Annotated in this window: 26 protein-coding genes; 13 read left to right on the plus strand and 13 right to left on the minus strand. The window is 72.6% G+C overall.

All coding sequences use genetic code 11. From position 1 onward, the window contains the following. Window positions 1-182: 182 nt before the first annotated feature. The 3 genes from D5H75_RS16105 (at window position 183) to D5H75_RS16115 (ending at window position 1,869) form a co-directional block, all read left to right on the plus strand. The gene (locus D5H75_RS16105; RefSeq protein ID WP_119927283.1) at window positions 183-440 is read left to right on the plus strand and encodes a hypothetical protein; all 258 of its coding nucleotides are present in this window, start codon (window positions 183-185) and stop codon (window positions 438-440) included. Between the two features lie 144 nt (window positions 441-584). Then, window positions 585-1,172: a DUF4865 family protein gene (locus D5H75_RS16110; RefSeq protein ID WP_119927284.1), complete on the plus strand. Its 588-nt coding sequence runs from the start codon at window positions 585-587 to the stop codon at window positions 1,170-1,172. 325 nt (window positions 1,173-1,497) lie between these two features. Further along, on the plus strand, window positions 1,498-1,869 hold the full coding sequence (locus D5H75_RS16115; protein ID WP_119927285.1) for a YybH family protein: 372 nt from the start codon (window positions 1,498-1,500) through the stop codon (window positions 1,867-1,869). Window positions 1,870-1,890: 21 nt separating this feature from the next. On the opposite strand, the gene D5H75_RS16120 is transcribed toward D5H75_RS16115, so the two are convergent. Further along, window positions 1,891-2,691 carry an SDR family NAD(P)-dependent oxidoreductase gene (locus D5H75_RS16120; RefSeq protein WP_119927286.1) on the minus strand — a complete coding sequence of 267 codons (801 nt, stop codon included), beginning with the start codon at window positions 2,689-2,691 and terminating at the stop codon, window positions 1,891-1,893. Between the two features lie 113 nt (window positions 2,692-2,804). Between D5H75_RS16120 and D5H75_RS16125 the strand changes: the two genes are divergently transcribed. Then, entirely contained in the window at window positions 2,805-3,242 is a 438-nt protein-coding gene (locus D5H75_RS16125; protein WP_119927287.1) for a MarR family winged helix-turn-helix transcriptional regulator, read from the plus strand. Then, entirely contained in the window at window positions 3,239-3,460 is a 222-nt protein-coding gene (locus D5H75_RS16130) for an RNA-binding S4 domain-containing protein (RefSeq protein WP_119927288.1), read from the plus strand. Before D5H75_RS16125 ends, D5H75_RS16130 begins: the two co-directional genes overlap by 4 nt. Window positions 3,461-3,508: 48 nt before the next feature. Here D5H75_RS16130 and D5H75_RS16135 read toward each other — a convergent pair whose 3' ends face one another. The 9 genes from D5H75_RS16135 to D5H75_RS16175 all read right to left on the minus strand — a co-directional run bounded on the left by D5H75_RS16135 (window position 3,509) and on the right by D5H75_RS16175 (window position 12,368). Then, window positions 3,509-3,877 carry a hypothetical protein gene (locus D5H75_RS16135; protein WP_147425174.1) on the minus strand — a complete coding sequence of 123 codons (369 nt, stop codon included), beginning with the start codon at window positions 3,875-3,877 and terminating at the stop codon, window positions 3,509-3,511. A gap of 652 nt (window positions 3,878-4,529) precedes the next feature. Beyond that, window positions 4,530-4,958, minus strand: coding sequence for a S26 family signal peptidase (locus D5H75_RS41590; RefSeq protein ID WP_202638208.1), 429 nt, complete (start codon window positions 4,956-4,958; stop codon window positions 4,530-4,532). Beyond that, window positions 4,955-7,438, minus strand: a complete 2,484-nt coding sequence (locus D5H75_RS41595; RefSeq protein ID WP_242454273.1) for an ABC transporter ATP-binding protein — start codon at window positions 7,436-7,438, stop codon at window positions 4,955-4,957. The genes D5H75_RS41590 and D5H75_RS41595 overlap by 4 nt, the downstream gene beginning before the upstream one ends. Further along, on the minus strand, window positions 7,435-7,866 hold the full coding sequence (locus tag D5H75_RS16155) for a thioredoxin domain-containing protein (RefSeq protein ID WP_147425175.1): 432 nt from the start codon (window positions 7,864-7,866) through the stop codon (window positions 7,435-7,437). Before D5H75_RS16155 ends, D5H75_RS41595 begins: the two co-directional genes overlap by 4 nt. Window positions 7,867-8,027: 161 nt before the next feature. Beyond that, window positions 8,028-8,201 carry a hypothetical protein gene (locus tag D5H75_RS41600; protein ID WP_202638209.1) on the minus strand — a complete coding sequence of 58 codons (174 nt, stop codon included), beginning with the start codon at window positions 8,199-8,201 and terminating at the stop codon, window positions 8,028-8,030. Between the two features lie 263 nt (window positions 8,202-8,464). Then, window positions 8,465-9,532 (minus strand): hypothetical protein, encoded by a 1,068-nt coding sequence (locus tag D5H75_RS16160; RefSeq protein ID WP_119927291.1) that lies wholly within the window; start codon window positions 9,530-9,532, stop codon window positions 8,465-8,467. A gap of 130 nt (window positions 9,533-9,662) precedes the next feature. Next, window positions 9,663-11,117, minus strand: a complete 1,455-nt coding sequence (locus tag D5H75_RS16165; protein ID WP_202638210.1) for an aldehyde dehydrogenase (NADP(+)) — start codon at window positions 11,115-11,117, stop codon at window positions 9,663-9,665. A gap of 25 nt (window positions 11,118-11,142) precedes the next feature. After that, a complete protein-coding gene (locus D5H75_RS16170) occupies window positions 11,143-11,976 on the minus strand; it encodes a nucleotidyltransferase domain-containing protein (protein ID WP_119927293.1) in 834 nt (277 codons plus the stop codon). Between the two features lie 74 nt (window positions 11,977-12,050). Continuing rightward, window positions 12,051-12,368 carry a hypothetical protein gene (locus D5H75_RS16175; protein WP_119927294.1) on the minus strand — a complete coding sequence of 106 codons (318 nt, stop codon included), beginning with the start codon at window positions 12,366-12,368 and terminating at the stop codon, window positions 12,051-12,053. A gap of 111 nt (window positions 12,369-12,479) precedes the next feature. On the opposite strand from D5H75_RS16175, the gene D5H75_RS16180 reads away from it, so the two are divergent. Genes D5H75_RS16180 through D5H75_RS16195 form a run of 4 tightly spaced genes read left to right on the plus strand, consistent with a single transcriptional unit; the run spans window position 12,480 to window position 15,130 of the window. After that, on the plus strand, window positions 12,480-13,073 hold the full coding sequence (locus tag D5H75_RS16180) for a CGNR zinc finger domain-containing protein (RefSeq protein ID WP_119927295.1): 594 nt from the start codon (window positions 12,480-12,482) through the stop codon (window positions 13,071-13,073). Beyond that, the gene (locus tag D5H75_RS16185) at window positions 13,070-13,480 is read left to right on the plus strand and encodes an SRPBCC family protein (protein ID WP_119927296.1); all 411 of its coding nucleotides are present in this window, start codon (window positions 13,070-13,072) and stop codon (window positions 13,478-13,480) included. The genes D5H75_RS16180 and D5H75_RS16185 overlap by 4 nt, the downstream gene beginning before the upstream one ends. A 37-nt stretch (window positions 13,481-13,517) precedes the next feature. Next, window positions 13,518-14,039: a DUF1360 domain-containing protein gene (locus D5H75_RS16190; RefSeq protein WP_119927297.1), complete on the plus strand. Its 522-nt coding sequence runs from the start codon at window positions 13,518-13,520 to the stop codon at window positions 14,037-14,039. An 11-nt stretch (window positions 14,040-14,050) separates the two neighbouring features. Continuing rightward, window positions 14,051-15,130: a quinone-dependent dihydroorotate dehydrogenase gene (locus D5H75_RS16195; protein WP_119927298.1), complete on the plus strand. Its 1,080-nt coding sequence runs from the start codon at window positions 14,051-14,053 to the stop codon at window positions 15,128-15,130. A 152-nt stretch (window positions 15,131-15,282) separates the two neighbouring features. On the opposite strand, the gene D5H75_RS16200 is transcribed toward D5H75_RS16195, so the two are convergent. Then, window positions 15,283-15,933 carry a neutral zinc metallopeptidase gene (locus D5H75_RS16200; RefSeq protein WP_119927299.1) on the minus strand — a complete coding sequence of 217 codons (651 nt, stop codon included), beginning with the start codon at window positions 15,931-15,933 and terminating at the stop codon, window positions 15,283-15,285. A gap of 20 nt (window positions 15,934-15,953) precedes the next feature. Beyond that, entirely contained in the window at window positions 15,954-16,520 is a 567-nt protein-coding gene (locus tag D5H75_RS16205; protein ID WP_202638211.1) for a DUF1349 domain-containing protein, read from the minus strand. Window positions 16,521-16,608: 88 nt separating this feature from the next. On the opposite strand from D5H75_RS16205, the gene D5H75_RS16210 reads away from it, so the two are divergent. Next, window positions 16,609-18,264: a S9 family peptidase gene (locus tag D5H75_RS16210; RefSeq protein WP_242454274.1), complete on the plus strand. Its 1,656-nt coding sequence runs from the start codon at window positions 16,609-16,611 to the stop codon at window positions 18,262-18,264. Between the two features lie 302 nt (window positions 18,265-18,566). Further along, window positions 18,567-20,078, plus strand: a complete 1,512-nt coding sequence (locus D5H75_RS16215) for an APC family permease (protein WP_202638212.1) — start codon at window positions 18,567-18,569, stop codon at window positions 20,076-20,078. Between the two features lie 114 nt (window positions 20,079-20,192). Here D5H75_RS16215 and D5H75_RS16220 read toward each other — a convergent pair whose 3' ends face one another. Further along, complete coding sequence (locus D5H75_RS16220) at window positions 20,193-21,770, minus strand: PP2C family protein-serine/threonine phosphatase (RefSeq protein ID WP_242454275.1); 1,578 nt, start codon at window positions 21,768-21,770, stop codon at window positions 20,193-20,195. A gap of 245 nt (window positions 21,771-22,015) precedes the next feature. On the opposite strand from D5H75_RS16220, the gene D5H75_RS16225 reads away from it, so the two are divergent. Together D5H75_RS16225 and D5H75_RS16230 are read left to right on the plus strand one after the other, a co-directional pair. Next, window positions 22,016-26,188: a HAMP domain-containing protein gene (locus D5H75_RS16225; protein ID WP_242454276.1), complete on the plus strand. Its 4,173-nt coding sequence runs from the start codon at window positions 22,016-22,018 to the stop codon at window positions 26,186-26,188. Beyond that, window positions 26,188-26,856, plus strand: a complete 669-nt coding sequence (locus D5H75_RS16230) for a response regulator (RefSeq protein WP_119927302.1) — start codon at window positions 26,188-26,190, stop codon at window positions 26,854-26,856. Before D5H75_RS16225 ends, D5H75_RS16230 begins: the two co-directional genes overlap by 1 nt. The last annotated feature ends 101 nt before the right edge of the window (window positions 26,857-26,957 follow it).

Consider the following 26,957-nt stretch of genomic DNA (forward strand, 5'->3'; position numbering starts at 1 on the left):
TGCACGGCACTTGCGGCTTTAGTGTCAATGCGCGCCTAATACCTTGAAAATTCAGGGCATTAAGTTAAGGGCGCTTCATTCGCCCCTCATGCCGCCCGACCAGCGGGGACGCCTATTTGGAACGGTCGCGGGTAGCGCTGATGGCGGCGCTTCCTGTCGCCGCCCGCAGTCGAGGAGGGAACATGACGACCGGACCCGACTACCCGGCCTCGGATAATGACGAGCCGGAGATGTCCGCCGAGCAGGATCGCAAGGACGCGGAGGCCCGGCGGCAGCGGGCTCCGCAGGGCGGGCGGCCCGGGGAGACGCCCATCGGACCGCCGTACGGCGGGCGCGAGCATCCGCCGGAGCAGGAGAGGAAGGGTGGGCTCCCGGGCGAATGGCACAGCGACGAGGAGCAGGAGCCGCCCCGCGAGCGGCCCAGCGGGTCGGAGTTCTAGGGTTGTCCACAGCCTGTGGATGAATTGTCCACAGGCTTAGGGATGGCGGGGGCGCCGTCCACAGAACGGGGTTCGCTCGTGGACGGGATGAAAGCCGGACCATAGCGTCTTGTCGTCGATACAGCCCGGCTGATCGGAGGCCCCATGTACGCCATGCAGTACGAGATCACGCTGCCCGCCGACTACGACATGCGGATCATCCGCGAGCGGGTCGCGACACGCGGGCACGCCCTCGACGACTTCGAGGGGCTCGGGTTCAAGGCCTACCTCATACGCGAGCGCGCGGCCGGGTCGCCCGTGAACCAGTACGCGCCGTTCTACCTGTGGGACGACACCGGGGGGATGAACCGGTTCCTGTGGGGCGGGGCGGGGTTCGCCGGGATCGTGCGCGACTTCGGCCGGCCCGCCGTGCACCACTGGACGGGGGTGCAGTGGGAGCGGGGACCCGCTCACGGCGCGTCACCGCCGCGGGCCGCCAGCCGATACGTCCGGGCGATCCCGGCGCTGGAGGACCCGTCGGCGGCGGTGACGAAGGCGGCGGAGGAGCTGGCCGCGCGCGCCCGGATGCCGGGGGTCTACGCCACGGTGCTGGCGGTGGATCCGCGGCACTGGGAGATGGTGCACTTCACGCTGTGGCAGGAGTCCGTGGAGGAGGTCGGCGGCGACCACTACGAGGTGCTCCACCTGTCCAGACCCCAGCTCGACGAGGTGAAGACGGGCCGCCCCTGGTGAGCCCGGGCGCGAGCCGGGGTGTGACCCCGGGCGCGAGCCGGGTTCGGTCCCAGGCGTGGGCCGGGAGGACGGGCCGGCGCGAGCCGGGTGCGGCCCAGGCGGGGAGGACGGGCCGGCGCGAGACGGAAGGGCGCTCGTGAGCCGGGAAGCGTGGGCCGGCGCGAGCCGGAAGGGCGCTCGTGAGCCGGGGAACGTGGGCCGGCGAGACGGAAAGGGCGTTGGGGCGAGCCGGGGAGGGCGGCCGGTGTGAGCTTGTTGAGGCCGGCTGGAAAACCGGGGCGCGAAGTGATCGGGAAATGGGGGCGAATATCCCTAAGCTTGGGCGATGACCTCTGATGAGTCCGTCGTCCAGATCCACCTCGCGGCCATCGCCGACCGCGACCTGAAGGCCTACTCCGCGACGCTCCACGACGATGTCATCGTGGTGCTGCCGAACGGCAACCGCCTCGAAGGCCGCCGATCCGTGGAGGACTTCCACCGCGAGTGGTTCGCCGACCTCGACTGGACGCAGGAGCTGCACCCGCTCTCCCTGGTGGAGACCGAGGGCACGCTCTCCGCGCTCTTCGAGGCCGACTACCGCGACGTGGACGCCTCAGGCGCGCCCATCCACAAGCGCAACCTCGTGAGCCTCGTCTTCACCCGGACCGCCGAGGGCTGGCTCCTCCTCCACGACCAGAACACCCCGCTCCCCCTGTAGGGCGCGTCCCGGCCCGGGCTTTCAGGCGGCGCCGGGCTCCATGGAGTGCCCCTGCCGGTACATCCGCGGCGGCTTGTTGCCCGCGTACTGACCGCCGTCGATGGGGATGACCGCCCCGGTGACGAAGGACGACCCCTCCGAGCAGAGCCAGAGCACGGCGTCGGCCACCTCGTGGGGGCGGCCGGTGCGGCGCATCGGCGTGGCGAGCCCGGCCAGCCGCCGCGCCTCCTCTCCCGCCGCCTCCAGGTGGTGGGTGAGGATCGGGCCCGGAGCCACGACGTTCACGCGGACGCCCCGGTCGGCGTAGTCGAGCGCGGCGACCTTGGTCAGGCCGATGATCCCGGCCTTGCCTGCGACGTACGCCGCGAGCCCGGCGGTGGCCTGGACCCCGGCGACGGAGGCCATGTTCACGATCGCGCCGCCGCCGGTGCGCAGCATGGCCGGGATCTGGAACCTCATGCCGAGGAACGTCCCGCGCACGTTGGTCCGGATCCCCCGGTCGAACTCCTCGGGGTCGATCTCGGCCAGCGGCGCCGGCAGCGGCCCGTCCGTCGCGTTGTTGAACGCCGCGTCCAGCCGTCCGAACTCCTCCAGCGCCCGCCGTACCAGCGCCTCCGACGACGCGGCGTCCCCGACGTCGGTGCGCACGGCCACCGCCCGGCCGCCCTCGGCGCGGATCTCCCCGGCCACCGCGCCGAGCGCCTTCTCGTCCCGCGCGCCGAGCACCACCGCCGCCCCGGCCCGCGCGAACGCCCGCGCCGTCTCGGCGCCGATCCCGCGGCTGGCTCCCGCGACCAGCGCGACCTTTCCCTCGAACGTCATGGCGTCTCCTCCCTGACCTGAGCACGACCTGTGTGCGATCTCTCCGGCGATAGACATCTAATGATTAGATATCAAACGCTTTCATCTCTACCGATAGTGATACCCTCGTCACCATGCCGCCGCCGATCGGGCTCGACCTCAGCCAGACCGCCAAGTCGGTGAGCCGCGCCTTCGACCGCGCCCTCGCCGAGGCCGGCGGCTCGCTGCCCGTCTGGCTGATCATGATTTCGCTGAAGACGCGCAGCCTGGGCACCCAGCGCGAGCTGGCCGAGGCGATCGGCATCCAGGGCGCGACGCTCACGCACCACCTGAACAGCATGGAGTCCGGCGGCCTCATCACCCGCCGCCGCGACCCCGCCAACCGCCGCGTCCACGTCGTCGAGCTCACCGAGCCCGGCGAGCTCCTCTTCCGCCGGCTGGCCGACGCGGCGGTCGCCTTCGACAGCCGCCTCCGCCGGGGCCTCGCGCCCGGCGACCTGGAGGCCCTGCACGCCCTCCTCGCGCGCCTGCGCGAGAACGTCGCCGACGACGCACCTATCCTGAACGAGTGAGACTCACCTTCGACCTGACCGGCGACCACATCGCGCTCTGCGACCTGCTCAAGGTCTGCGACATCATGGACACCGGCGGCGCGGCCAAGCAGTTCATCGCCGACGGCAACGTCGAGGTGGACGGCGAACTCGAACTCCGCAAGACCCGGAAGATCCGCCCGGGCATGGTCGTGACCGGCGACGACTTCGAGATCCACGTCGTGGCCGCTCCCGCCTAGGGACCCCGGGAATCTGCTCCCTCCCGCAGGCCGTGCCCGCCGCCGGCTCTAGCGAAGCGAGGGGTAGGAGCTCAGCACTCCGAGAGCGACGACGTAGACGGGGACGGCCAGGGCCAGGAGCTGGACCACGGCCAGGGCCCGGAACCGGTGCCGCCACCCCCACAGCGCACTCGCCAGCATGATCAGCGCCACGCTCCCGAACGACCAGAAGGTCACCGCCACCCGGAAGTCCATCTCGGCGATCCACCCCGCGGGCGTCGGGTCCGCGCCCGCGCACCGTACGCTCGCTCCCTCGCACGGTTCGCCCCGAGGTGGGGTCCTCGCCACGATCCAGCCCGCCGCCAGCATGAGCAGCGCGTCGGCGAGGACGACGGCCGGCAACGCCGCCATCCGCCACCAGGCCCTGACGATGTCCACGCCCCGAGGCTAGGAACGCGCCGCGGCCGGGACCCCGCCTCGCACCGGAAAAGTGAGGAACCTCCGCCATATCTCCTCATCCGTGGAACTTCGCGCGGATATCACCCCCTCGCGCCCGGCCGCCCAGATCACCGAAGCCCGCCCCCGGGCTCACGCCGCACACCGGAAGACCGCCTCTCGCCGGGCCCGCACCGGCCGGGCTCCGGCCGTAAGGCGTGCGATCCTCCCGCTCCAAGGCTCCCCCGGGCTCAGGCCGCGCCGCGATCCCGGGTCAGGCCGCACGGCGCCCCCGGGCCAGGTGCACGGCGGGCCTGGGTCAGGTCGCACGGCGGGCGCTCTCGCCGTCCGGAGGCTCACGTTGGGCCCCGCCGCCGTACGGCGCGGCTCTCCGCCGCCCGAAGCCATCCCGGCTCGGGCCGTACGGCAGAAGGCGGGCGCTCCCGCCGCGCCCGGTCGCCGGGTCATACGTGCCACTTCTCGCCGTCATACGTGATACGTCGCGCCGATACCGGGTTCTCCCACCGGTTCGGCCGTACTGGGACCGGAATCAGCAGGGCCGTACGCCCAAGGCCCCGCCTCCCCGCCTCTCCTCCCGGCTCAGGCCGTACCTCGGGGAGCGGGGGCGCTGGTGGGCCGGGAGGGCGGGGCGGGGTCAGCGGGTCATGCGGCGGTAGACCCGGGCGATGACGTGGGTCAGCGGGATGGGGCCGAGGTGGCGGGAGTCGAGGCTCTGGGCGGGGTTGTCGCCGAGGACCACGACCTGCCCCTCGGGGACGGTCCGGCCGGGGACGTCGGGCGGCACGGGCTGACCGGCCACGGCGGCTATGCGCTTGATGAGGTACGGCGTCTCGCTGGAGCCCTCCACGCCGTGGGGACGGGGGTTGCGCAGGACCACCACCTGGCCCGGCGTGAGGAGCGTCCTGCGGGTGGTCCGGATGGAGAGCAGGCGGTCGCCGTCCTGGTAGGTGGGGCGCATGCTGGGGCCGGTGACGTCGGTGATCAGCAGCCGGTGGCGAGCCCAGAGGGCGGCGGCCGCGCCCGTCACGGCGACGGCGGCGAGGACGATGCGGCTTCGCTTCATGAGACCTCTCCGGCTGACTGGTACCCGGCGGCTTGGAGGGTGAAGAGGTCAGCGTAGACGCCTCCCGCCCGCATCAGCGACGCGTGGTCGCCCTGTTCGGTGATGCGGCCCTCGTCCAGCACGACCAGGAGGTCGGCGTCGCGCACGGCGCTCAGGCGGTGGGAGATGAGCAGGCGGGTGCGGTCCCGGCCGTGGAGCTTGAGGCTGGTGTGGATCTCGTGCTCGGCCTGGGCGTCCAGCCCGGAGCTGGGCTCGTCGAGGATGAGCAGGTCCCGCCCGCCGCGCACCAGCGCACGCGCCAGGGCGAGCCGCTGCCACTGGCCGCCGGACAGGATCACGCCCGTGCTCGGGTCGTCGTCGCTCACGTCGAAGAAGATGCGGGTCAGCGCCGTGTCGTATCCGCGAGGCAGCGCGGCGAGCTTGTCGTGCACGCCCGCCGCCCGGGCCGCCTCCTCGATCCGCGCCCGGTCGTCGATCGCGGTCAGGTCGCCCACCCCGATGTTCTCGGCGGCGGACAGGTCATAGGACATGAAGTCCTGGAACACCGCGCTCATCCGCTCCCGGATCGCCCCCGGCTCGAACTCCCGCAGGTCCCGCCCGTCCCACAGGATCGCCCCGCGCACCGGGTCGTAGAACCGGCACAACAGCTTGACCAGCGTGCTCTTCCCCGACCCGTTCCGCCCGACCAGGCCCACCGACCCCCCGGCCGGGATCTCGAAGTCCACGCCGCGCAGCACCCACGGATGCTCCGGGCTGTACCGGAACCACAGGTCCCGGACCTCGATCCCCCGCCGCAACGGCCCGGGCCCGCGGCCGGCCCCCGCGCCGCCGTTCGCCGCCGTGCGCCTCCCCTCATCGCGTACGGCTTCCGCCCGGCCGACCGCATCCGGGTGCGATTTCGGTTCGTCGGTCATACGAGATACGTCCTGACCGGAATCCGTCTCACCCGGGCCGGATGCCGCCGGACCCGCCGGACCCGGAACGGCGGCGGCCCGCCCCTCCGCGCCCGGCACGGCTTCCGCGGACCTCTCCGCCGCCGGTACGGCCGCCGCGGGGGTCTCCGCGCCCGGCATGTCCGCCGCCGGCCGCTCCTCCCCCGGTACGGCCCGCGCGGGCTCCGCCGTACCGGAAACGGGTTCCGGTCGCGGCGTCATACGCGATACGTCCCGCCCGAAATCGGGGTTCTCCGCCTTTCCGGTCGCGCTCGCACCGGACTCCGCTCGCCCGGCCGTACCCGACCCGGAGGACGCCGCCCCGGCCGTTCCCGACGCGGGCGACACCGCCCCTGCCGTACTCGACGCGGAGGACGCCGCCCCGGCCGTACTCGGTCCAGGGGACGCGGCCCCCGCCGTACTCGATCCGGGAGCCCCGGCCGCGCCCGGCGCGGGGTCCTCGGTGTCGCCGGGGTCGGCGGCGGTCGCGGGGGCGGCCGGCGGTGACGGGTCGAGGTCCGGCTCGGTGGCCTCGATCTCCTGGAAATGGCGGAACAGGAGGAGCTGCTGGTGGGTGAAGGAGATCTGGTTGACCGTGCTGTTGAGGCTGGTCTGGACGCCGGTCACCGCCGCGATGAACATGGGGATGTCGCCGGGCTGGAGGTTGCCGGAGCGGGCGTTCAGGATGGCCCAGATCAGGCCCGCGCCGGACAAGACGGCGGACAGGATGCCCAAGGACGCCTGCACCCGGAGTTCGCGCAGGTCCTGACCACGGCGCTGGCGGTTGGCCTCGCGGCGCTCGACGAGCATGCGGGCGTGGAAGAAGGCGCCGATGCCGAAGAGCCGGACCTCCTTGGCGGCCTCCGTGCTGCTCATGAGGTTCGAGTAGAAGAACTCGCGGCGCTCGATGGGGCCCAGCCGCCACATCATCGCGGCGCGGCGGCGGGACAGCGTGAGCTCGGCGAGGAGCGCGGGCACGGCCCCGGCCAGGACGGCGAGCGCCATGATCGGGTTGACGGTGAGCAGGAGGCCGAGCATGCCGGTCAGCGTGATCAGGCCGCCGACGAGCCCGAGCCCGGCCTCGACGACCTGGGTGGGCGTCTGGCCGCCGGAGTCGGACGCGAGGCGGAGCCGGTCGAGGAACGCGGGGTCCTCGAACCTCGCCAGCCCCGGCAGCCGGTTCACGGCGGTGAACAGCCGGTCCTGGGCGAGCAGTCCGGCCGCCCGTTGCAGTTCCCCCCGGAAGTACTTGACCAGCTCGGGCAGGAGCGCGACCAGCAGCCCCAGCACGGCGAGCGCCACCGCGGCGGCGAGGACCGCGCTGCCCCCGTCGCCCGCGCCGCCTCCCGCGGCGGAGCCGCCCACCGCGCCCCCGCCGCCCATCGCGCCCCCGCCGGCCACCAGGTCCACGACGACCTTGGTCAGCCAGGCGACCAGCACGGGGATCACGGCGGTCAGCACGGCCAGCACCACGAGCCAGACCACGGCGTACGGCCGCGCCCGCCACGCGAGCCGGATCGCGGCGGAGACGCCCGTCAGCGACTTCATGCGCCGACGGCCACCGGCGGCAGCCCGAGGAGGGCGACCCGGCCCCCTTCGACGGTGACGAACGCCGGGGTGCCGGTGATCTGGAACGCCTCGGTGAGGGACCCGTCGCGGGGCTCGACGACGACGGGCACGACCGCCTCCAGCCGGGCGGCCAGCGCGGGGTCGTCGGCGCCGTCGATCAGCACGGCGAGCGGGCGTACGGCGGCGCGCCCGGCGTACTCCACGAAGTCGGGCAGCTTCTCGTGGCAGGGCGCGCAGCCCGGCGACAGGAACGCCACCAGGGTGCCGTCGGGCAGGGAGGTGATCGTCTCGCCGGAGGTGGTGACGGCGGAGAAGGCGCCCACCTCGGCCCCGAGCGGCGCGGTCAGGGGCGGGAGCGCGGGCGCGGGCGGACTCTCCCGGAGCCGCCGGACAATCCCGAACGTCAAAAGCAGATTGAACACGGTAAGGACGCCGATGAGAATGACGGCCGCCACCAGGAATTGCACGCGCGAAAACACCCCTCGGAAATACGGAAAGAGCCGTCCATCGGCGAGAGGACCCTGGAGCGGCGGGGCGGGTGATCCGCCCCGCCGCCGTCAGACCGGGATCAGCAGGGACGCCAGGCCCCCGGCGGGCAGTTGTCGTAGTGGGGGCGCTTGCGGCACACGCCGTTGTAGGTGTTCGTCTCCCAGCCGAGGAAGATGCAGGCAGCCTCGGCCTTCGCCTTCGGTGCGACGGCGGCGAGCAGCCCGTCGGCCGCTCTGGCGATGAACTTGATCACGCGTACCTCTCTCCGGGTAAAAAGCACGGACGCGGGATTACGGCGGCGCTTCAATCGCGGTTACGATCACGCGCCTCTTGAGATGCTGCACCAGTGGCGCCCGAATTGTCGAGACCGTGGATCCAACTGATTCCCCGGCGATTTCCGGCGCCCCGCCGGGCATCCGGAAAAAGCGCAGCTCACATCGCGGCGGCAGCGGCTCACATCGCGGCGGCAGCGGCTCACATCCCGGCGGCAGCGGCTCACATCGCGGCGGCAGCGGCTCACATCCCGGCCGGCAGGGGACGGGCGACCCAGTAGTGCGCCTCGCCGCGGTCCACGCTCGCGCGCACGATCAGGAACTCCCGCAGGGCGCGCCCGTGGTAGCGGTGGCCGGGCGTGGGGTCGCCGGGTGCGGGGTCGTCGATGAGCGCCAGCCAGTGGTCGGGCGAGCCGCGGAAGGGCTGGAAGTAGCTGATCGTCCTCTCGCCGCGGACCGTCGCCCGGTCGGCGACCATGTGCTCCGCCCGCCCCCGCACGGTGCGCCGGTACAGCACCCAGTCCACCTGGGCGGTGCCCTCCTCACCGGGGGTCAGCTCGCGCGGCTCGCCGGTCAGCTCGTCGGCGGGCTCCCCGCTCCCGGGGGGCCCGAAGACGATCAGCCGCTCGGACCGGAAGACCGCCGACTCCCGCCAGGCGGTCGTCCCCGTCGGGGTGAAGCGGGTGCGTCCCCACAGGTCGCGGAACGCGCCGAGCAGCTCGTCCACGGTGGGCAGCCCCTCGGCCGCCGAACCCTTCTCGATCTTGGTGTGGTACGCGATCCGGTCGTCCTGGAAGAGCACGCGGCAGAGCTGGAACCGCCTGCCCGCCTTGGCGAACTCGCGGCAGGTCTCCTGGGCCTCGCCGCCCGGCCCGGTGTGGATGCCCGCGGCGTTGTGAAAGACCATGTCCTCGGGTGTGCCCGCGAAGACCGGCAGCGGGTTCTCGGTGACCGTCCCGTCCGGCTCGGTCACCCGCTCGATCACGTTGTACTCGGTCCTGCCGTGGACCTGCCGGGACATGATCCGCAGCGTCACCGGCTTCAGGTCGCCGACCCGTTCCGGCCGCCCGGTGAACTCGTCGGAGCCCGCCGCGAAGCCGTACTGCTCGACGCGCTCCCATTCCGACACCGGGTTCCAGCGCCCGAGGCCGTACCGGTCCTTGGCGTGCCTGCCCCAGTCGTCCCGGAAGTGGTTCATCACCTCCTCGGTCGCGGGCAGGGGCTCCCCGGCCGCGGCCCCGGGGAGCGCGAACGCGAGCACGGTGACGAGCAGCGCCGGCACGACCGTGAGCAGGCGCCTTCCGTACGACATGAGAAGACCTCCGGTTCTGGCGGAACCCCGGCGCGCGGCCGGGATCTCCCTTCCACCGGAGAACACGGATCCCGGGCGGGGCGGGTTCGGCGGCCGCGACCGCCGGGCCCGCCCTCGGCCCGGGTGCGGCTCAGGCCGGGCGGCCGTTCACCCTGCGCGGCACGCCGGTCGCGTCGTCGCGCAGCTCGGGCGGGAGCAGCGCGTGCGGGACCGACTGGTAGGTGACCGGGCGGAGCCAGCGGCGGATCGCGCCCGCGCCGACGGAGGTGTGCCCGGCGTCGGTGGTCGCGGGGTACGGCCCGCCGTGGGTCATCGCCCAGGAGACCGCGACCCCGGTCGGGTAGCCGTTCCACACCAGCCGCCCGGACCGGCCGAGGAGGGCCCGCGTCAGCCGTACGGCCGTGTCCGACTCGTGGTCCTCGGCGTGGACGGTGGCCACCAGGGCCGGCCGCAGTCCGGACAGCGCCTCCAGGAGCCCGTCGACGGAGGCGTACTCCACGATCACGGCGTACGGTCCGAAGACCTCGTCCGCCGGGATCTCCCCGCCCGCGGGGACCCTGGTGATCGTGGCGCCGCAGACGTCGGCCGCCGGGTCGTCCTCGGCGAGCAGCACGCCTGCGGCGCGGGACGCGGCCTCACGGTAGGCGTCGCGGATCGCGCCGGTCAGGAGGCGGCCGGGGGTCAGCTCGCGCGCCCGGGCCACGAGGGCGTCCACCAGGCGTTCCCCGTCCGCGCCCGCGGGCACGAAGATCAGGCCGGGCTTGGTGCAGAACTGGCCCATGCCGAGCGTCACGCTGTCGGCCGCGCCGCGCCCGATCTCCTCCGCGCGCGCCGCCGCCGCGCCGGGCGTGACGACCAGCGGGTTCACGCTGCCCAGCTCGCCGTAGAACGGAATCGGCTCGGGGCGCGTCGCCGCCAGCTCGTACAGCGCCCGCCCGCCCCGCTCGGACCCGGTGAACCCGACCGCCGTGATCCGCGGATCGGTGACCAGCGCCGCGCCCGCCTCGAACCCCTCCACCAGCGAGAACGCCCCGGCCGGGCCGCCGGCGCGCGCGATCCCCCGCTCGATGGCGGCCGCCGCCAGCCGCGAGGTCTCCGGATGCGCGGGGTGCGCCTTCACCACGACGGGGCACCCGGCGGCCAGCGCCGAGGCGGTGTCCCCGCCGGGCACGCTGAACGCCAGCGGGAAGTTGGACGCCCCGAACACCGCCACCGGCCCCCGTGGCACCAGCATCCTCCGCAGATCCGGCCGGGGCGCGGGCACGGCGTCCGCGTCGGCGTGGTCGATGGCGACCTCCAGGTACGCCCCGTCCCGGATCACCTCGCCGAAGAACCGGAGCTGGAAGCACGTCCGCGCCAGCTCCCCGGTGAGCCGGCCGGTCCCGAGCCCGGTCTCCCGGTCCGCGACCGCGACGATCTCCTCCCCGACCGCCTCCAGCTCCTCGGCGACCAGCCCGAGCAAGGCCGCGCGCCCCTCCCGGCCCATCCCCTCAAGCTCGCCCGCGGCCCCCACGGCCCGCCGTACGGCCTCAGCCACCTCGCCGACCCCGGCCACCGCAACGCTTCCCTGTGACATATCACCCATGACACAAGATCCTCCCGCGCCCCCCTCATTCGCGCCAGAGGGCGAGGGTCTCGGTGGCCAGGCGGCGGAGGTGGGTGCGTTGCTCCGCCAGGAGGGCCGGGGTGGGGTCGGCGGCGGGGAAGGCCAGCCGGGCCAGGGTGGCGGGGAGGTCCCGGGGCGCGCGGCGGAAGGCGGCGGCGTGGGCGATGGCGCGCTTGTCACCGGGGAAGGGGGTCTCGTTGATCGCGTAGAGGAGCTGGAGGAGGTTGTGGATGGTGGCCAGGACTATCGACTGGGTGTAGACCACGTCGGCCCGGCGGATCGCCGAGTCGTAGTGGGGGTTGTCCAGCCAGAGGGTGGCCAGGGGCGCGTGGCGGGCCACGATCGCCTCACGCAGGGCCGGGGGGTACGCCGCGGCCCGGGAGCGCCAGGTCTCCAGCAGGCCGTCGGGGTCGTGGAGGGGATGACAGGAGGCCAGGTCGGCGAGCGCGGCGTGGTTGTAGAAGAAGCCGCCGGGACACCAGGGCATGGGGGTGGCGACGACCTCGCCCCGCTCGCACTCGGCGAGGGTGGACTCGATGAGGGGGACGGTGCGGACGGTCGTCTCCACGAGGAGACCGCCGGCGCGGAAGTCGATGTTTGTGCCCCAGAGGTGGTTCGCGGCGCCGCCGATGGCGATGTCGGCGTCGGCGATGGAGGCGAGGGCGGCGCGGATCTCGGCGGGTGAGGCGACCGCTTCGGCGAACAGGTAGAGGTCCAGGTCGGAGTGTTCGTCGGCGGCGCGTTTGGCGTGGGAGCCGCCGAGGGCGGCGGCGTGGGGGCCCTTGAGGATCCGCAGGAGAGAGGGGAGCAGACGCTCGGCGGCGAGGGGGACGGCCATCCGGAGATTATGGGGGTGGGGGGAGACGCCGCGCCGATGGGTTCGGCGAGGCGATCAGGACTACCTGGACCGGCCTACTTGAACGGGGGCAGGTAGTGGTGGTGACGCGGCTTGGTCCAGTGCGTCTTCTTGATGTCGGTCTTCTTGGACCAGTACTTGCCCCAGAAGCCGTTGCCCTTGAACGGGCCCCAGTAGGCGTGCGGCCCGATGTGGGTCGAGCAGGCGTACGCGACCGTGTAGTTGCAGTTGCCCACCACGGCCGAGCTGGCGCTGACGGTCAGGCTGGTGCTGGGGAAGTCGTCGTCGTCATCCGCGTGGGCGGCAGCGGCGCCACCGAGCGCCAGAGCGCCGGCGGCGGTCGCGGTGACCAGTGCCTTCGCGATCGTTCGCATTGGTCGATCCTCTCTCTCGAACGAAGTGCACGATGTGCAACGACCGCACTACCCTCCGCTTTTCCGGATGTAACTTCCGAAATTCCGGACAGTAACCTTTATACTGGTTACATGGCCGACGGGATCACGATGCGTCCTTCCGACGGCGCGCCGTGGGTTTTCGATCCCGGAGCGCTGTGCCTGGAACTCCTGCTCACCGGGGGTCCGGGACCGCTCGGGCGCTACGAGTCCCTGCGTGAGCCCGGCGGTCTGGCGCGCTGGGCGGCCGCGTCCCGGCTCCGGCTCGACCCCGCGAGCGTCCACTGCGGGCGGGACGAACCGGCGCGAGCCGTACGGCTGCGCAACGCGCTCTGGCGGATCATGCGGAACGTCGCCCGCGGCCGGCCGTACCAGGATCGGGACGCGGAGGTCGTGAACGCCGCCGCGGCCGAGCCGCCGATCGTCCCGCGGCTCGTCGAGGGCCGCCGTGAGTGGGCCGCCCCGGTCACCGGCACGCAACTCGTCTCGGCGGTCGCCCGCGACGCGGTGAGCCTGCTGACCGGGCCGCACGCGGGCCGCGTCCACGAGTGCGGCGGCGCGGACTGCCACCTGATCTTCGTTGACACATCCCCCTCCGGTCGGCGGCGCTGGTGCTCCATGGAGCGCTGCGGCAACCGGAACAAGGTCCGGGCCCTGCGCGCCCGGCAGAAGGAGGCGACGGCATGACGGTGGGCGAGACGAAGGACGCCGGCTTCCAGATCGGGGTCTCCAGGACCCTCCCGCACCCCCGCGAGCGCGTCTGGGACTTCGTCGTCAGCCCCGAGGGCCTGGCGCTGTGGCTGGGCGACCTGGGCGACGCCGTACGGCTGACGCCCGGCAAGGGCGCGCGGTACACCACCGCCGGCGGCACCACGGGCGAGGTCCGCAGCTTCCGGGAGTACGACCGGGTCCGGCTCACCTGGCGCCCCCGGGACTGGGACCACGACACCACGGTCCAGGTCGCGGTGAGCGGCGACGGCGGCAAGACCGTGCTCCGGTTCCATCAGGAGTGGCTCGCCGACGCCGGAGAGCGGTCCCAACAGCGGGAACACTGGCGCGCGGCGATGGACCGGGTGACCGCCGCGCTCGGGTGAGTGCATCAGGCGCCGTTCTCCGGGTAAGAGGCGGCGCATGAGCGAGCTCATCGAGAGCATGCGCGAGGAACAGCGGCGGTACGAGGACGGCCAGCACCGGCCGCTCAAGTCATACGCCGCCGTGATGGGCCTGTACGGCGCCGCCGTCGCCGGGCTCGTCGCGCTCGGCAGGGTCACCGGCCGCCGCCTGCCGGAGGCCGTACGCCCGCTGGACATCGCGCTGATGGCGATCACCACCCACAAGCTCGCCCGCATGATCGCCAAGGACCCGGTGACCAGCCCGATCCGCGCGCCGTTCACGCGCTACAAGGGCGTCTCCGGGCCCTCGGAGCTGACCGAGGAGGTGCGCGGCACCGGCGCCCGCAAGGCGGTCGGCGAGCTCCTGACCTGCCCCTTCTGCACCGCCCAGTGGGTCGCGACCGGATACGCCGCGGGGCTCGTGTTCGCCCCCCGGTTCACGCGCGTGGCCGGGACCACGATGACCGCGGTCGCCGCCGCCGACTGGCTGCAGCTCGTCTACAAGAGGCTGCTGATCCAGGCCGACGAGACGTCCGGCTAACCTGGGCGACGATGTACGACGTCCTCTTCTCCAGGTTCCTGCGGCACCTCCCCGCCGAGACGGCGCACCACCTGAGCTTCGCGCTCCTGCGGCTCGCCGTGCTCGTGCCGGGGCTGCGCGCGCTCGCCCGCCGGCTGCTCGCCCCGCACGCTCCCGAGCTGCGGGTGCGCGCGCTCGGCCGCGAGTTCCCCGGCCCGCTGGGCCTGGCGGCGGGGTTCGACAAGGACGCGACCGGCTACGAGGCGCTGGGCGCGCTCGGGTTCGGCCACGTCGAGATCGGCACGGTGACCGCCAAGCCGCAGCCCGGAAATCCCCGGCCCCGGCTGTTCCGGCTGGTCGCGGATCGGGCGATCGTCAACCGGATGGGCTTCAACAACCACGGCGCGGCCGCCGCCGCCCGCCGGCTGGCCCGCCGCCGCGGTGACGTGATCGTGGGCGTGAACATCGGCAAGTCCAAGGTCGTGCCGGAGGCCGACGCCGCGACCGACTACGCGCTGAGCGCCCGGCGCCTCGCGGGCGTCGCCGACTACATGGTCGTCAACGTCAGCTCGCCCAACACGCCGGGCCTGCGGAACCTCCAGGCGGTGGACCGGCTCCGGCCGCTGCTCACCGCCGTGCTCGACGCCACCGAGCGCCGGGTGCCGCTGCTCGTCAAGATCGCCCCGGACCTGGCGGACGAGGACATCGACGCCGTGGCCGACCTGGCCCTGGAGCTGGGCCTGGACGGCGTCATCGCGACCAACACCACGATCTCCAGGACGGGCCTGCGCAGCGGCGCCTACGCCGTGGACGCGGCGGGGATCGGCGGCCTGTCCGGCGCCCCGCTCAAGGAGCGCTCCCTGGAGGTGCTGCGCCGCCTGCGCGCCCGCGCCGGGGACCGCCTCGTCCTGATCTCCGTCGGCGGCGTCGAGACCGCCGACGACGTCTGGGAGCGGCTGCGCGCCGGGGCCACGCTGGTCCAGGGCTACACCGCGTTCATCTACCGCGGCCCCTTCTGGCCGGCCAGGGTCCACCGCGACCTCGCCGCCCGCCTGCGCCGCGAGGGCCACGCCAAGCTGACCGAGATCATCGGCGCCGGCACGGCCTCCTGACCCCACGCCGTACGGCGGAGCGCCCGCCAGCCGCGGCGTCACCCGCCCGGCCGTACGGCCACCGGCCGGGGGCGCGAGCCGTACGCCGGTGAGACACCGGGGGGCGCGAGCCGTACGCCCGCGAGAGGGGGTGCCGCGATCGGCGGGGGCGGTCAGCCGCAGCCGGCGGGGCCGCGCTGGTAGCCCTCCGCGAAGGCGCTCTGGCGCTGCTCGAACGTGCCGTGCAGGTCCGGCCGCCACCAGGTCTCCTCGGGGTCCCCCGCGGCGGCGAAGTTCTTGATGATCTCCTGCTCGTCGCCGGGCTCGGGGTTGACGAAGCCGTACCTGACGATGCCGGCCAGCGCCGCGCCCGCGTAGCAGTCCGCCTGGAGCTCCAGCTCCTTGGTGTGCCGGTAGTCGGTGATGAGCTGGGCCTGCACCGCGTGCCCGATCTCGTGCGGGATCACGACGTAGACGGCCGAGTCGCCGATCTGGTCGTACATCCCCCGCAGCCAGTTCTCGTCGTAGGCGATGAAGTGCTCGACGGGACAGTAGAAGGCGTTGTCGGGCACGGCGGGCTCGCCCCCGCACGGGGGACCGCCCTTGCCGGGGTACGCGATGAAGTCGCGGATCGGCCGGTACCGCCGGTCGGTCGCCGCGAACTCCCGCTCCCAGAACCGCTCGGTCCAGGCCCGGACGTTCGCGACCTCGGTCTCGAAGGTCTCCTGCGCGCCCTGGCCCGGCGGCGACGCCCCGTCGCGGCCCGCCGTACAGGACGCGAGCAGCGGGACGAGGAGGAGCAGGGCCACCAGGAACCGGCGCACACCTCCACCATGGGACGGCTTCACACCGCCGTCCAGTCGTCCACCCGCAGGTCCTCGAACGTCACGGGGAAGCCGTCGCCGTCAGGGGCGGCGCACATCGCCCCGGCGAACGCGGGCACGCCCGGCGGCAGGTAGGCCAGGCGCAGCGTCTCGAAGGCCGAACCGTCCGGCGACCAGCTCATCTCCACCGTGTCGCCGCGCCGGGACATGCGGAACCAGAGCTCCTCCACGCCGTCCGGCGCGGGCGTGGTGGACCAGTCGGAGAACTCCCGCGTCACCACGGCGCTCAGCAGCAGGCGGCGGTCGACGTACTCCACGCCGAACTTGATCCAGTTCTCGGCGTCCACCCGGAGCATGAGCCCGCCCTGGTCGTACAGGTCGCGGTAGTCGCCGCGCAGCCGTACGGACAGGTCGGCGTCCCCCGCGACCGTCCGCCCGAAGACGTGACCCGTGTCCCGGACGAACCCGTAATGCGTCGTGCGCCAGAAGTCGCTGCGCGCGTCGGGCACCACGTCGAGACGCTTCGCGTCGCCGGTCCATTCACGCGGTTCGTTCCACCACTCCATGGTCACGAATCTATCCGTCATCACTACACGAAACGCCCGCGCGATCGGGTCCCCGTAGACATACTGGACGCCAGGGCCGTCGTCTCGGCGCAGAGAGGTGGGGGCGCGTGTGAAGACGGAGGACCGCTGGCAGGCGAGGTTCCGGGCCACGCGCATGTCCATGCCCGCGTGGGCCGCGAACGCGCCGTCGCGCGGCGTCTACCGATCCACGGCGTCGGGCCGGTGGGAGGTGTACGCCTGGGACCGGGTGAACGGCACCAGCCGCCGGGTCACCGAGAGCCCCGGAGGCGTCTCCCACGCCACCATCGACCCGCGCGGCGCCTGGATCTGGTGGTCGGCCGACGGCGCGGACGGGCACGGCCCCTGGTGGCGGCAGCCGTTCGGCGGCGGGCCGAGCGAGATCCCGCTGCCCGGGCTGGGTGCCGGCCGGTCGGCGGGACTGGCGCTCGGCGCGACCGGCACGGTGATCGCGGGCGTCCACGACGGCCCGGTCACCCGGATCCACGTCGCCCGCCCCGGCGACGGCGGCCACGGCCAGGACCCCGCGCTGATCGCCGAGTACGCCGAGCGCGCCTGTGTGGCCGGCCTGGCCCACGACGAGGGCCTGATCGCGCTCAACCTGGGCGACCGCCGGGCCGTGCGCGTGGTGCGCCAGTGCGGCGAGACCGTGAACGAGCTGGCCGACGGCACGAGCCTGCGCGCGGTCCGGTTCGCGCCCGGCGACAACCGGCTGCTGGCGCTGCACGAGCGGCGGGGCAGGCCCGAGCCGCTGATCTGGGATCCGATGACGGGCGACCAGCGAGAGGTCTGGCTGCGGCTCCCCGGGGAGATCTGCGCCGACTGGTACTCCGACGGCGGAGCCCTGCTGATCATCCACCACCACCGCGGCCGGACCGAGCTGTACCGCTACGACCTGCGCGGCGGGGTCCTCAAGCCGATCGAGACCGAGCGCGGCGTCATCTCCGTGGCCAAGGTGCGCCCCGACGGCACGGTGGAGTACGCCTGGTCGAGCAGCGCCCAGCCCCCGGTCATCCGGTCCACCTCGGGCCTCGTGGTGATCAACCCCGGCGGGCCCGCCGCGCCGCCCTCGGTGCCCGCCGAGGACGCCGACGTCGAGGGGCCCGGCGGGCGCGTCCACGCGCTGGTGTCGCGTCCCGCGTCGGGCGACGCGCCGTACCCCGCGGTCTTCCTGCTGCACGGGCCGGGGACGCAGGGGGACGACTCCTTCGCGCCCGAGGTGGCCGCCTGGGTGGACCACGGGTTCGCCGTCGTGCGGGCCAACCACCGGGGTTCGACGGGGTACGGCTCCGCGTGGCGCGACGGCGGGCGCGACCCGCTGTCCGAGCTGGACGACGTGGAGGCCGTCCGCGACTGGGCGGTGGCCTCGGGCCTGGCTGACCCGCACCGGCTGGTGCTGGCCGGGCGCGGGCGAGGCGGGCACCTGGCGCTGCTGGGCGTGGGCGCGAGGCCCGCCAAGTGGTCGCTGTGCGTCGCCGCCTCGCCGGAGCCGGGACCGGGCCGGGCGCCGACCCCGATCGCGTACGCCGAGGCCGTGGACGCGCCGGTGCTGCTGCTCGCCGGGGAGAACGACCCGGACCGGACCGGCTCCCCCGTGGACGCGTACGCCGCGCGGCTGGCGGTGCTGGGCAAGGAGCACGAGGTCTACCGGTACGACGCGGGCCGCGGCCTGCTCCCGGTCGAGGAGCAGATCCGCCAGATGGCCGCGCAGCTCGCGTTCGCCCGCAAACACCTCGGCCTGGCCTGAGCCGTACGGCCCGGCGGACGTGGGCGTGAGCCGTACGGCCCGGCGGGCGTGGGCGTCGGCGGACGTGGCGTTAGCCGTACGGCGGGGCGGGCGTGACCTGAGCCGCGCGGTGCGGAAGATCGCGATCCGGTAACGACGGAGAGTCACGTCCTTCGCCCTAGCTGGGGCCTCACAGCGGGCGCGCCTTACAGTTCGTAACACATCGGGGCCATACCGACCTTGAATGTCCTCTCTCGCGGCTGTCACCATCTCGCTCACCCATCCCGAGAGAGGGCACTCGCGTGAGCACTACAGAACCTCCGGTGAAGGTCGCCGCGCCGGCGACCGGAGACGTGAGCCGTCTCCGCCAGAACGCGGTCGGCCTGATCGGCGTCATCTTCATGGCCGTGGCCACGGCCGCGCCCATCACCGCGATGGTCGGGAACGTCCCGATCGTGGTCGGGGGCGGCCTGGGCATCGGCGTCCCCGCCGGGTACCTGGTCGCGACGGTGATCCTGACCGTGTTCTCGGTCGGGTACGTGGCGATGGCCAAGCACATCACGGCGGCCGGGGCGTTCTACGGCTACATCTCCCACGGCCTGGGCCAGATCGTGGGGATGGTCTCGGGCATGCTCGCCACGATGGCGTACGTCGTCTTCGAGGCCTCGATCATCGGGTTCTTCGCCTACAACGGGCACAGCACGTTCGCGAACCTGTTCGGCCTGGACATCCACTGGGTGGTGTTCGCGCTGATCGGGCTGGCGCTGAACGCGATCCTGTCGTACTACGACATCAACCTCACGGCGAAGGTGCTCGGCGTCTTCCTGGTCAGCGAGATCCTGATGCTCGCGCTGACCGCGGTGGTCACGCTGTTCACCGGCGGCGGCCCCGACGGGCTGATGGGGCACACCCTCAACCCGGCGAACGCGTTCACCGTGACCGGGCTTGAGGCGGGTTCGGTGGGGCTGGGCCTGTTCATGTGCTTCTGGTCGTGGGTGGGCTTCGAGTCCACGGCGATGTACGGCGAGGAGTCGCGCGACCCCAAGAAGATCATCCCCAAGGCCACGATCGTGTCGGTGGTGGGGATCGGGCTGTTCTACGTCTTCGTGTCCTGGATGACCGTGGCGGCGAACGGCGCGGCCGAGTCCGTCAAGGTGGCCGCGGGCAAGGACCCGGCCCAGCTCTTCTTCGGCCCGACCGAGAGCCTGGTCGGCGGCTGGGCGGTGACGCTGTTCCAGATCCTGATCATGACCGGGTCGTTCGCGTGCGCGATGGCCTTCCACAACTGCGCCGCCCGGTACCTGTACGCCATCGGCCGCGAGGACCTGATCCCGGGCACGCGGCGCACGCTGGGCGCGACCCACCCCGTCCACAAGTCGCCGCACATCGCCGGGTTCGTCCAGACCGCGATCGCGACCGTGCTCGTGCTGGCGTTCTTCGCGGCGGACATGGACCCCGTGGTGCACCTGTACACGCTGCTCGCGGTGCTGGGCACGATGGCCATCCTCATCGTGCAGACGCTGTGCTCGTTCTCGGTGATCAGCTACTTCCACGTCAGGAGGAAGCACCCGGAGACCGCGAGCTGGTGGCGCACCCTGCTGATGCCGCTCGCGGGCGGCCTGTCCATGGCGTACGTGGTGTTCCTGCTCTTCGACAACCAGGAGGCGGCGGCGGGCGCGGCCTCCGGCACCCTGTTCTTCCGGCTGATCCCCTGGATCGTGCTGGCGTTCGCCGCCCTGGGCGCCGGGCTCGCGCTCTACCTCAAGGCCCGCGACCCGGAGAAGTACCAGATCATCGGCCGCATCGTCCTCGAGGACACGGTCGAACGCGACTAGGGCCGGCCTGAAGGACCACGCGGAGGACCGGGGACCGAGGGAGGACCGGGACCGGGGGCCCGGAGGACCCCGGACCCGGCGGACCCCGGACTAGGGCACGCGGAGGACCCGGGACTAGGGCACGCGGAGGACCAGGATCGCCAGGTCGTCGGCCGACGGTTCGGGGGCGAACTCCTGGACGGCACGCCGGATGCGCTCGGCGACCGCGCCGGCGGACAGGCCCACGCACTCCGACAGGAGCTTGCTCAGGCCGTTGTCGTCGTCCAGGAGGCGGCCGCCCGAGCGGCGCTCGGTCACCCCGTCGGTGACCGCGAGCAGCACGTCCCCGGAGTCCAGGTCCACCGTGTCGGCGCTGAACTCCGCGTCGGCGAACACCCCGAGCAGCGACTGCGGCGTCGGCACCGGGTCCACCACCCCCGTCGGGCGCAGCCGCAGCGCCTCGGGGTGCCCGGCGGAGACCAGGCTCAGCCGCACCCCGCCGCCCTGCCGCCGCGTGATCTCGCCGTGGAGCAGGGTGAGGAACCTCGCGCGCGGGCCCTCGTCGAGGATCGCCCCGTTGAGGCGCGAGACCACGGCGGCGATGCCGTACCCCTCCTTGGCGAGCAGCCGCAGCGTGTGCCGCGCCAGGCCGGTGACCGCGGCGGCCTCGGGCCCGGTGCCGCAGACGTCGCCGATCGCGAAGCGCCAGCGGCCCCGGTCCACCGAGAACAGGTCGTAGAAGTCGCCGCCGACCTCGTTCGTCTCCCCCGCGGGCTCGTAGATGACGTGGTAGTCGAGCCCGGGGATCTCCGGCACCTCGGGCGGGAGCAGGCTGCGCTGGAGCGCGCGGCTGGTCATGGCCTGCTGGGCGTACAGGCGGGCGTTGTCCAGCGAGAGCGCCGCCCGCCCGCTCAGGTCCTCGGCCAGCTCGACCACGTCGTCGGTGAATCTCCCCGAGCGCCCGAGGAACATGGCGCCGAGGGTACGGCCGCGGGCCACGAGGGGGAATGACAGGGTACGGGAGCCGTCGACGTCGGGCATCACGGTCGGCGCGGTGCGCTCGAGCAGCTCGGCGGGCAGGTCGAGCAGGTCGAGCTGCTCGCGCAGGCGGTCGAGCGCGGTCTCGTCGGTGTGCCAGAGGTAGGACAGCCGCAGATCCCCGGAGGAGTCGACCATGTGGACGGCGCACCAGGCGGCCAGGCGGGGCACGACGATCTGGGCGATGATCGCCGGGACCATGTCCGGGTCCAGCGTGCCCGCGAGCAGGTCGGAGGCGTCGGCCAGGAACCCGAGCCACCCCTGCCGGGGCGGCGCGGCCTCGCGCAGGTCGCCGGGCTGCTGGGCCGCGACGCCGCCGGACCTGTCGCTTTCGAGCCGGGGTACGGCGAGGCGGGCCCAGACCGTCTGGATCGGGCCCTCGTACGTCACGCCCCAGGACGCGGCGCCCGTGGGGACGACGGCGGGCCCGGCGTCCTGCACCGGCGCGACCCGGCTGACCTCCACCTGGATGAAGTCCCCCAGATCGCGGCAGGCGAGCTCCAGCGGGCCGTACGTGCCGGCGGCGATCTCCTCCATCAGCGGCATGATCGAATCGCCCAGCTCGGTCACGTTGAAGGCGCGCAACGCCTCGCGCACGAGGGACCTGGCCACCGGCATGCTCGGGGTGTCCGGGCCTACCGTGGCTGTGAGGACCTGCTCTTGTTGTGTGCCCACAAATATCCTGCTTATCAAAGAGCGCGAAATCGGAGCCGAGACCTACGGAGACTTAGACATCCCATCGTGACAGACTGACGTGACTCCGTAAGCGTCCTCGCACCATGAGGAGGCGGCTGGTGGCAAGCTCGCGGGACGCGAAGCCGAACAACAGAACGGCGGGGAACGGCCGGACCGGTCCCCGACGTACATCCGAGAAGCTACAACAACAGGAGCAAGAGGCACGGAAGGCGGACACCCCCACAGTGCCGGAAGAACGCTGCTACACAGAGAGCCAACTGCGTCCCCTGCTGGACGCGCTGATCGCCTGGCGCGACGGCGACTTCCAGCACAGGCTGGACATATATGAGCCGGGCATCCTCGGCGAGATCGTCACCGTGCACAACCAGCTCGCCGCCCGCCGGGAGCACCTGTCGGACGAGCTCAAGCGCGTCCACACCGAGATCGCGCTCGAGGGCCGGTTCAACGAGCGGCTCAACCCGGGCCCCGGCAGCGCGGCCTGGGCCGAGACCCTCACGGGCGTCAACCGGCTCCTGGACGCCCTCGTGCAGCCGATGACCGACGCCTCCGAGGTCATCGAGGCCGTCGCGCGCGGTGACCTGTCCCGCACAGTCGCGATCGACGACAACTCCCGCGGCGACGTCCGGCGCCTGGGGCTGGCCATCAACAGCATGGTCGAGCTGCTGTCCAAGTTCACCTCCGAGGTCACCCGGGTCGCCCGCGAGGTCGGCACCGAGGGCCGGCTGGGCGGCCGGGCCAACATCGAGGGGATGTCGGGGAGCTGGCGCGACCTCACCGACGCCGTGAACACCATGTCGAGCCGCGTCTCCGACCAGGTCCGCGACATCGCGCTCGTGACCACCGCCGTCGCGCGCGGCGACCTGACGCGGCAGGTCACCATCGACGCGGTCGGCGAGATGCTGGAGCTGAAGAACACCGTCAACACGATGGTGGACCAGCTCTCCGCGTTCGCCGACGAGGTCACCCGGGTGGCCCGCGAGGTCGGCACCGAGGGCGAGCTGGGCGGCCAGGCCCGCGTGCGCGGGGTCTCGGGCGTCTGGAAGGACCTCACCGACAACGTCAACGTGATGGCGTCCAACCTGACCACGCAGGTCCGCGCCATCGCGGTCGTGGCCACGGCGGTGGCCCAGGGTGACCTGTCCAAGAAGATCACCGCGGACGCGCAGGGCGAGGTCCGCGAGCTGAAGGACACCCTCAACACGATGGTGGACCGGCTGTCCCTGTTCGCCGACGAGGTCACCCGCGTGGCCCGCGAGGTCGGCACCGAGGGACGCCTGGGCGGCCGCGCCGAGGTCAAGGGCGTGTCGGGGGTCTGGAAGGACCTCACCGACAACGTGAACTCCATGGCGAACAACCTGACCTACCAGGTCCGCAACATCGCCGAGGTCACCAAGGCGGTCGCGAACGGCGACCTGTCCAAGAAGATCGACGTGGACGCCCAGGGCGAGGTGCTGGAGCTCAAGAGCACCCTGAACACCATGGTGGACCAGCTCTCCGCCTTCGCCGACCAGGTCACCCGCGTCGCCCGCGAGGTCGGCACCGAGGGACGCCTCGGCGGCCAGGCGCACGTGCGCGGCGTCTCGGGCGTCTGGAAGGACCTCACCGACAACGTCAACCTGATGGCGACCAACCTGACCACGCAGGTGCGCCAGATCGCGGGCGTGGCGACCGCGGTGGCCCAGGGCGACCTGTCCAAGAAGGTCACCTCGGACGCCCAGGGCGAGGTCCAGGAGCTCAAGGACACCCTCAACAACATGGTGGACCAGCTCTCGCTGTTCGCCGACGAGGTCACCCGGGTGGCCCGCGAGGTGGGCAACGAGGGACGCCTCGGCGGCCAGGCCCGCGTGCGCGGCGTCTCGGGCGTCTGGAAGGACCTCACCGACAACGTCAACTCGATGGCGAACAACCTGACCTACCAGGTCCGCAACATCGCCGAGGTCACGACCGCCGTCGCGCGGGGCGACATGTCCAAGAAGATCGACGTGGACGCCCAGGGCGAGATCCTCACCCTGAAGAACACCATCAACCGCATGGTGGACCAGCTTTCGGCCTTCTCCTCCGAGGTCACCCGGGTCGCCCGCGAGGTGGGCTCGGAGGGCCAGCTCGGCGGCCAGGCCCGGGTCGAGGGCGTCGAGGGCACGTGGAAGCGCCTGACCGAGAGCGTGAACCTGCTCGCCGACAACCTGACCACCCAGGTCCGCGCCATCGCCGAGGTCACCAGCGCGGTCGCCCAGGGCGACCTGACGCGCTCCATCACGGTGGACGCGCAGGGCGAGCTGGCGCAGCTCAAGAACAACATCAACACGATGGTGTCCAACCTGCGCCAGACCACGCGGGCCAACCAGGAGCAGGACTGGCTGAAGTCCAACCTGGCCCGCATCGCGCAGCTCATGCAGGGGCACCGCGACCTGATGGAGGTCGCCCGGCTGATCATGAGCGAGCTGACGCCGCTCGTCTCCGCCGGGTACGGCGCCTGCTACCTCGTGGACGCCGGCGCGGACGGCTCCGCCGAGCTGACCCTGATCGCCGGGTACGGCCTGCGCCGGGGCGCGGTCACCGGCCAGCGGTTCCAGGTGGGCGAGGGGCTCGTCGGGCAGGCCGCGCTGGAGCGCAAGCGCATCCTGATCACCGAGACGCCGCCGGACTACATCCAGATCGCCTCCGGCCTGGGGCAGGCCGCTCCCGCGCAGGTCGTGGTCATCCCGATCCTGTTCGAGAACCAGGCCCTGGGCGTGCTGGAGCTGGCCTCGTTCACGCGGTTCAGCGAGGTGCACCTGGACTTCCTGGAGCAGCTCGTCGAGACCATCGGCGTCACGATCAACACGATCATCGCCAACTCTCGCACCGAGGCCCTGCTGGACGAGTCGCAGCGGCTCGCCACCGAGCTCCAGGAGCGCTCGGACGAGCTCCAGCGGCAGCAGGAGGAGCTGCGCCGGTCCAACGCCGAGCTGGAGGACAAGGCCGCGCTGCTGGCCAAGCAGAACCGCGCGATCGAGATCCAGAACTTCCAGATCGAGCAGGCCCGCCGCACCCTGGAGGAACGCGCGGAACAGCTCGCGGTGTCGGCGCGCTACAAGTCCGAGTTCCTGGCGAACATGTCGCACGAGCTGCGCACCCCGCTGAACAGCCTGCTGGTGCTGGCCAAGCTGCTGTCGGAGAACCCCGACGGGAACCTCACGCCGCAGCAGGTGGAGTTCGCCCGCACCATCCACGGCGCGGGCTCGGCGCTGCTCCAGCTCATCAACGACATCCTGGACCTGTCCAAGGTCGAGGCCGGGCGCATGGACGTGCACCCGCAGGACCTGCCGATGAACAAGCTGACGGAGTACGTCGAGGCGACGTTCACGCCGCTGGCGCAGGACAAGGGCCTGACGTTCGCGGTCGAGACGTCCGGGGACGTGCCCGAACGCCTCTACGCCGACGAGCAGCGGCTCCAGCAGATCCTGCGCAACCTGCTGTCCAACGCGGTGAAGTTCACCCCGGAGGGCGAGGTCAAGCTCAAGGTGTCCAAGGCCGCGCCGGACGTCCCGTTCGCCGACGAGACCCTGCGCGGCGGCCAGAACGTCATCGCGTTCTCCGTCGTGGACACCGGGATCGGCATCGCGCCGGACAAGCTGCGCGTGATCTTCGAGTCGTTCCGCCAGGCCGACGGCACCACCAGCCGCAAGTACGGCGGGACCGGGCTCGGCCTGTCGATCTGCCGCGAGATCGCGCGGCTGCTCGGCGGCGAGATCCACGCCCGCAGCGAGCCGGGGGTGGGCAGCACGTTCACCTTCTACCTGCCCGAGTCGTACACCGGGCCGCTCGCCTCGCGCGATGGCGGCGTGGTGGTGCCGGGCGGGACGGTGGCGGCGGCCAGGCCCCCGCTGGAGGAGCCCGAGACGGCGCGCGGCGACGACATACTGCCGGAGGTGCCGCTGCCGGAGGAGTTGCCGCTGCCGCAGCTCACCGAGGTCGAGACCGCGCCGGTGCACCCGGACGACGACCCGCTCAACGGCGCCAAGATCCTCATCGTGGACGACGACATCCGCAACGTGTTCGCGCTGACCAGCGTGCTCGAACGGCACGGCGCGCAGATCGTCTACGCCGAGAACGGCCGCGAGGGCATCGAGCAGCTCGAACGCAACGAGGACGTCGCGCTCGTGCTGATGGACATCATGATGCCGGAGATGGACGGCTGGGCCACGACCTCGGCCATCCGCCGCATGCCGCAGTTCGCGGACCTGCCGATCATCGCGCTGACCGCCAAGGTGATGCGCGGCGACCGGGAGAAGAGCATCGCCTCAGGGGCCTCGGACTACGTGCCGAAGCCCGTGGACGTGGACCGGCTCCTGGAGCGGCTGCGCGGCTGGCTCAGCCGCCGCCGCCCGGGCAACTCCCCCGAGAGGAACTCCTAGTGCCTGACCGCGCCAAGATCCTGTTGGTGGACGATCGGGAGGAGAACCTGATCGCCCTGGAGGCCATCCTCAGCTCGCTCGACCTCGCGCTGGTGCGCGCGAGGTCGGGCGAGGAGGCCCTCAAGGCCCTGCTCGGCCAGGAGTTCGCGCTGATCCTGCTGGACGTGCGCATGCCCGGCATGGACGGTTTCGAGACGGCCGCCCACATCAAGCGCCGGGAGCGCACCCGCGACATCCCGATCATCTTCCTGACGGTCGTGGACGCCGAGCCGGACTACGCCTTCCGGGGGTACGCCGCCGGCGCCGTGGACTACCTCACGAAGCCGTTCGACCCGTGGGTGCTGCGCGCCAAGGTCTCGGTCTTCGTGGACCTCTACGACAAGAACCGCCGCCTCGCCGAGCAGGCCGCCCTCCTGCGGGCCCGCGTCTCCACCGAGCTGGGCGACCTGATGGGCGACCCCACCCCCGGCAGCACGGTCATCGCCGAGCTGTCCGCCCGCCTCTCCTCGGTGGAGGAGGAGATGGCCCGGCTCCGGGACCGGGTGACGAAGAGCCCCGACAGCACGCTCACCGAGCCCTTCGACCACCTGGCGTCCCTGGTGGCCCACCTGCGGGCCGGTTTCACCGCCCTGACGGAGCCCACCCCCCGCACCCCCGCCTCCTCCTGACCGGAGCCCGCGCGGACCGGACGACCCGGTCCCGGCGGGCGAGGGCCGGCGCGGGCCGAAGGACTCGGCCCGGCGGGCGGAGGTCAGCGCGGGCCGAAGGA

This window comes from Bailinhaonella thermotolerans (assembly GCF_003594875.1).
GTDB classification, from domain to species: Bacteria; Actinomycetota; Actinomycetes; order Streptosporangiales; family Streptosporangiaceae; genus Bailinhaonella; species Bailinhaonella thermotolerans.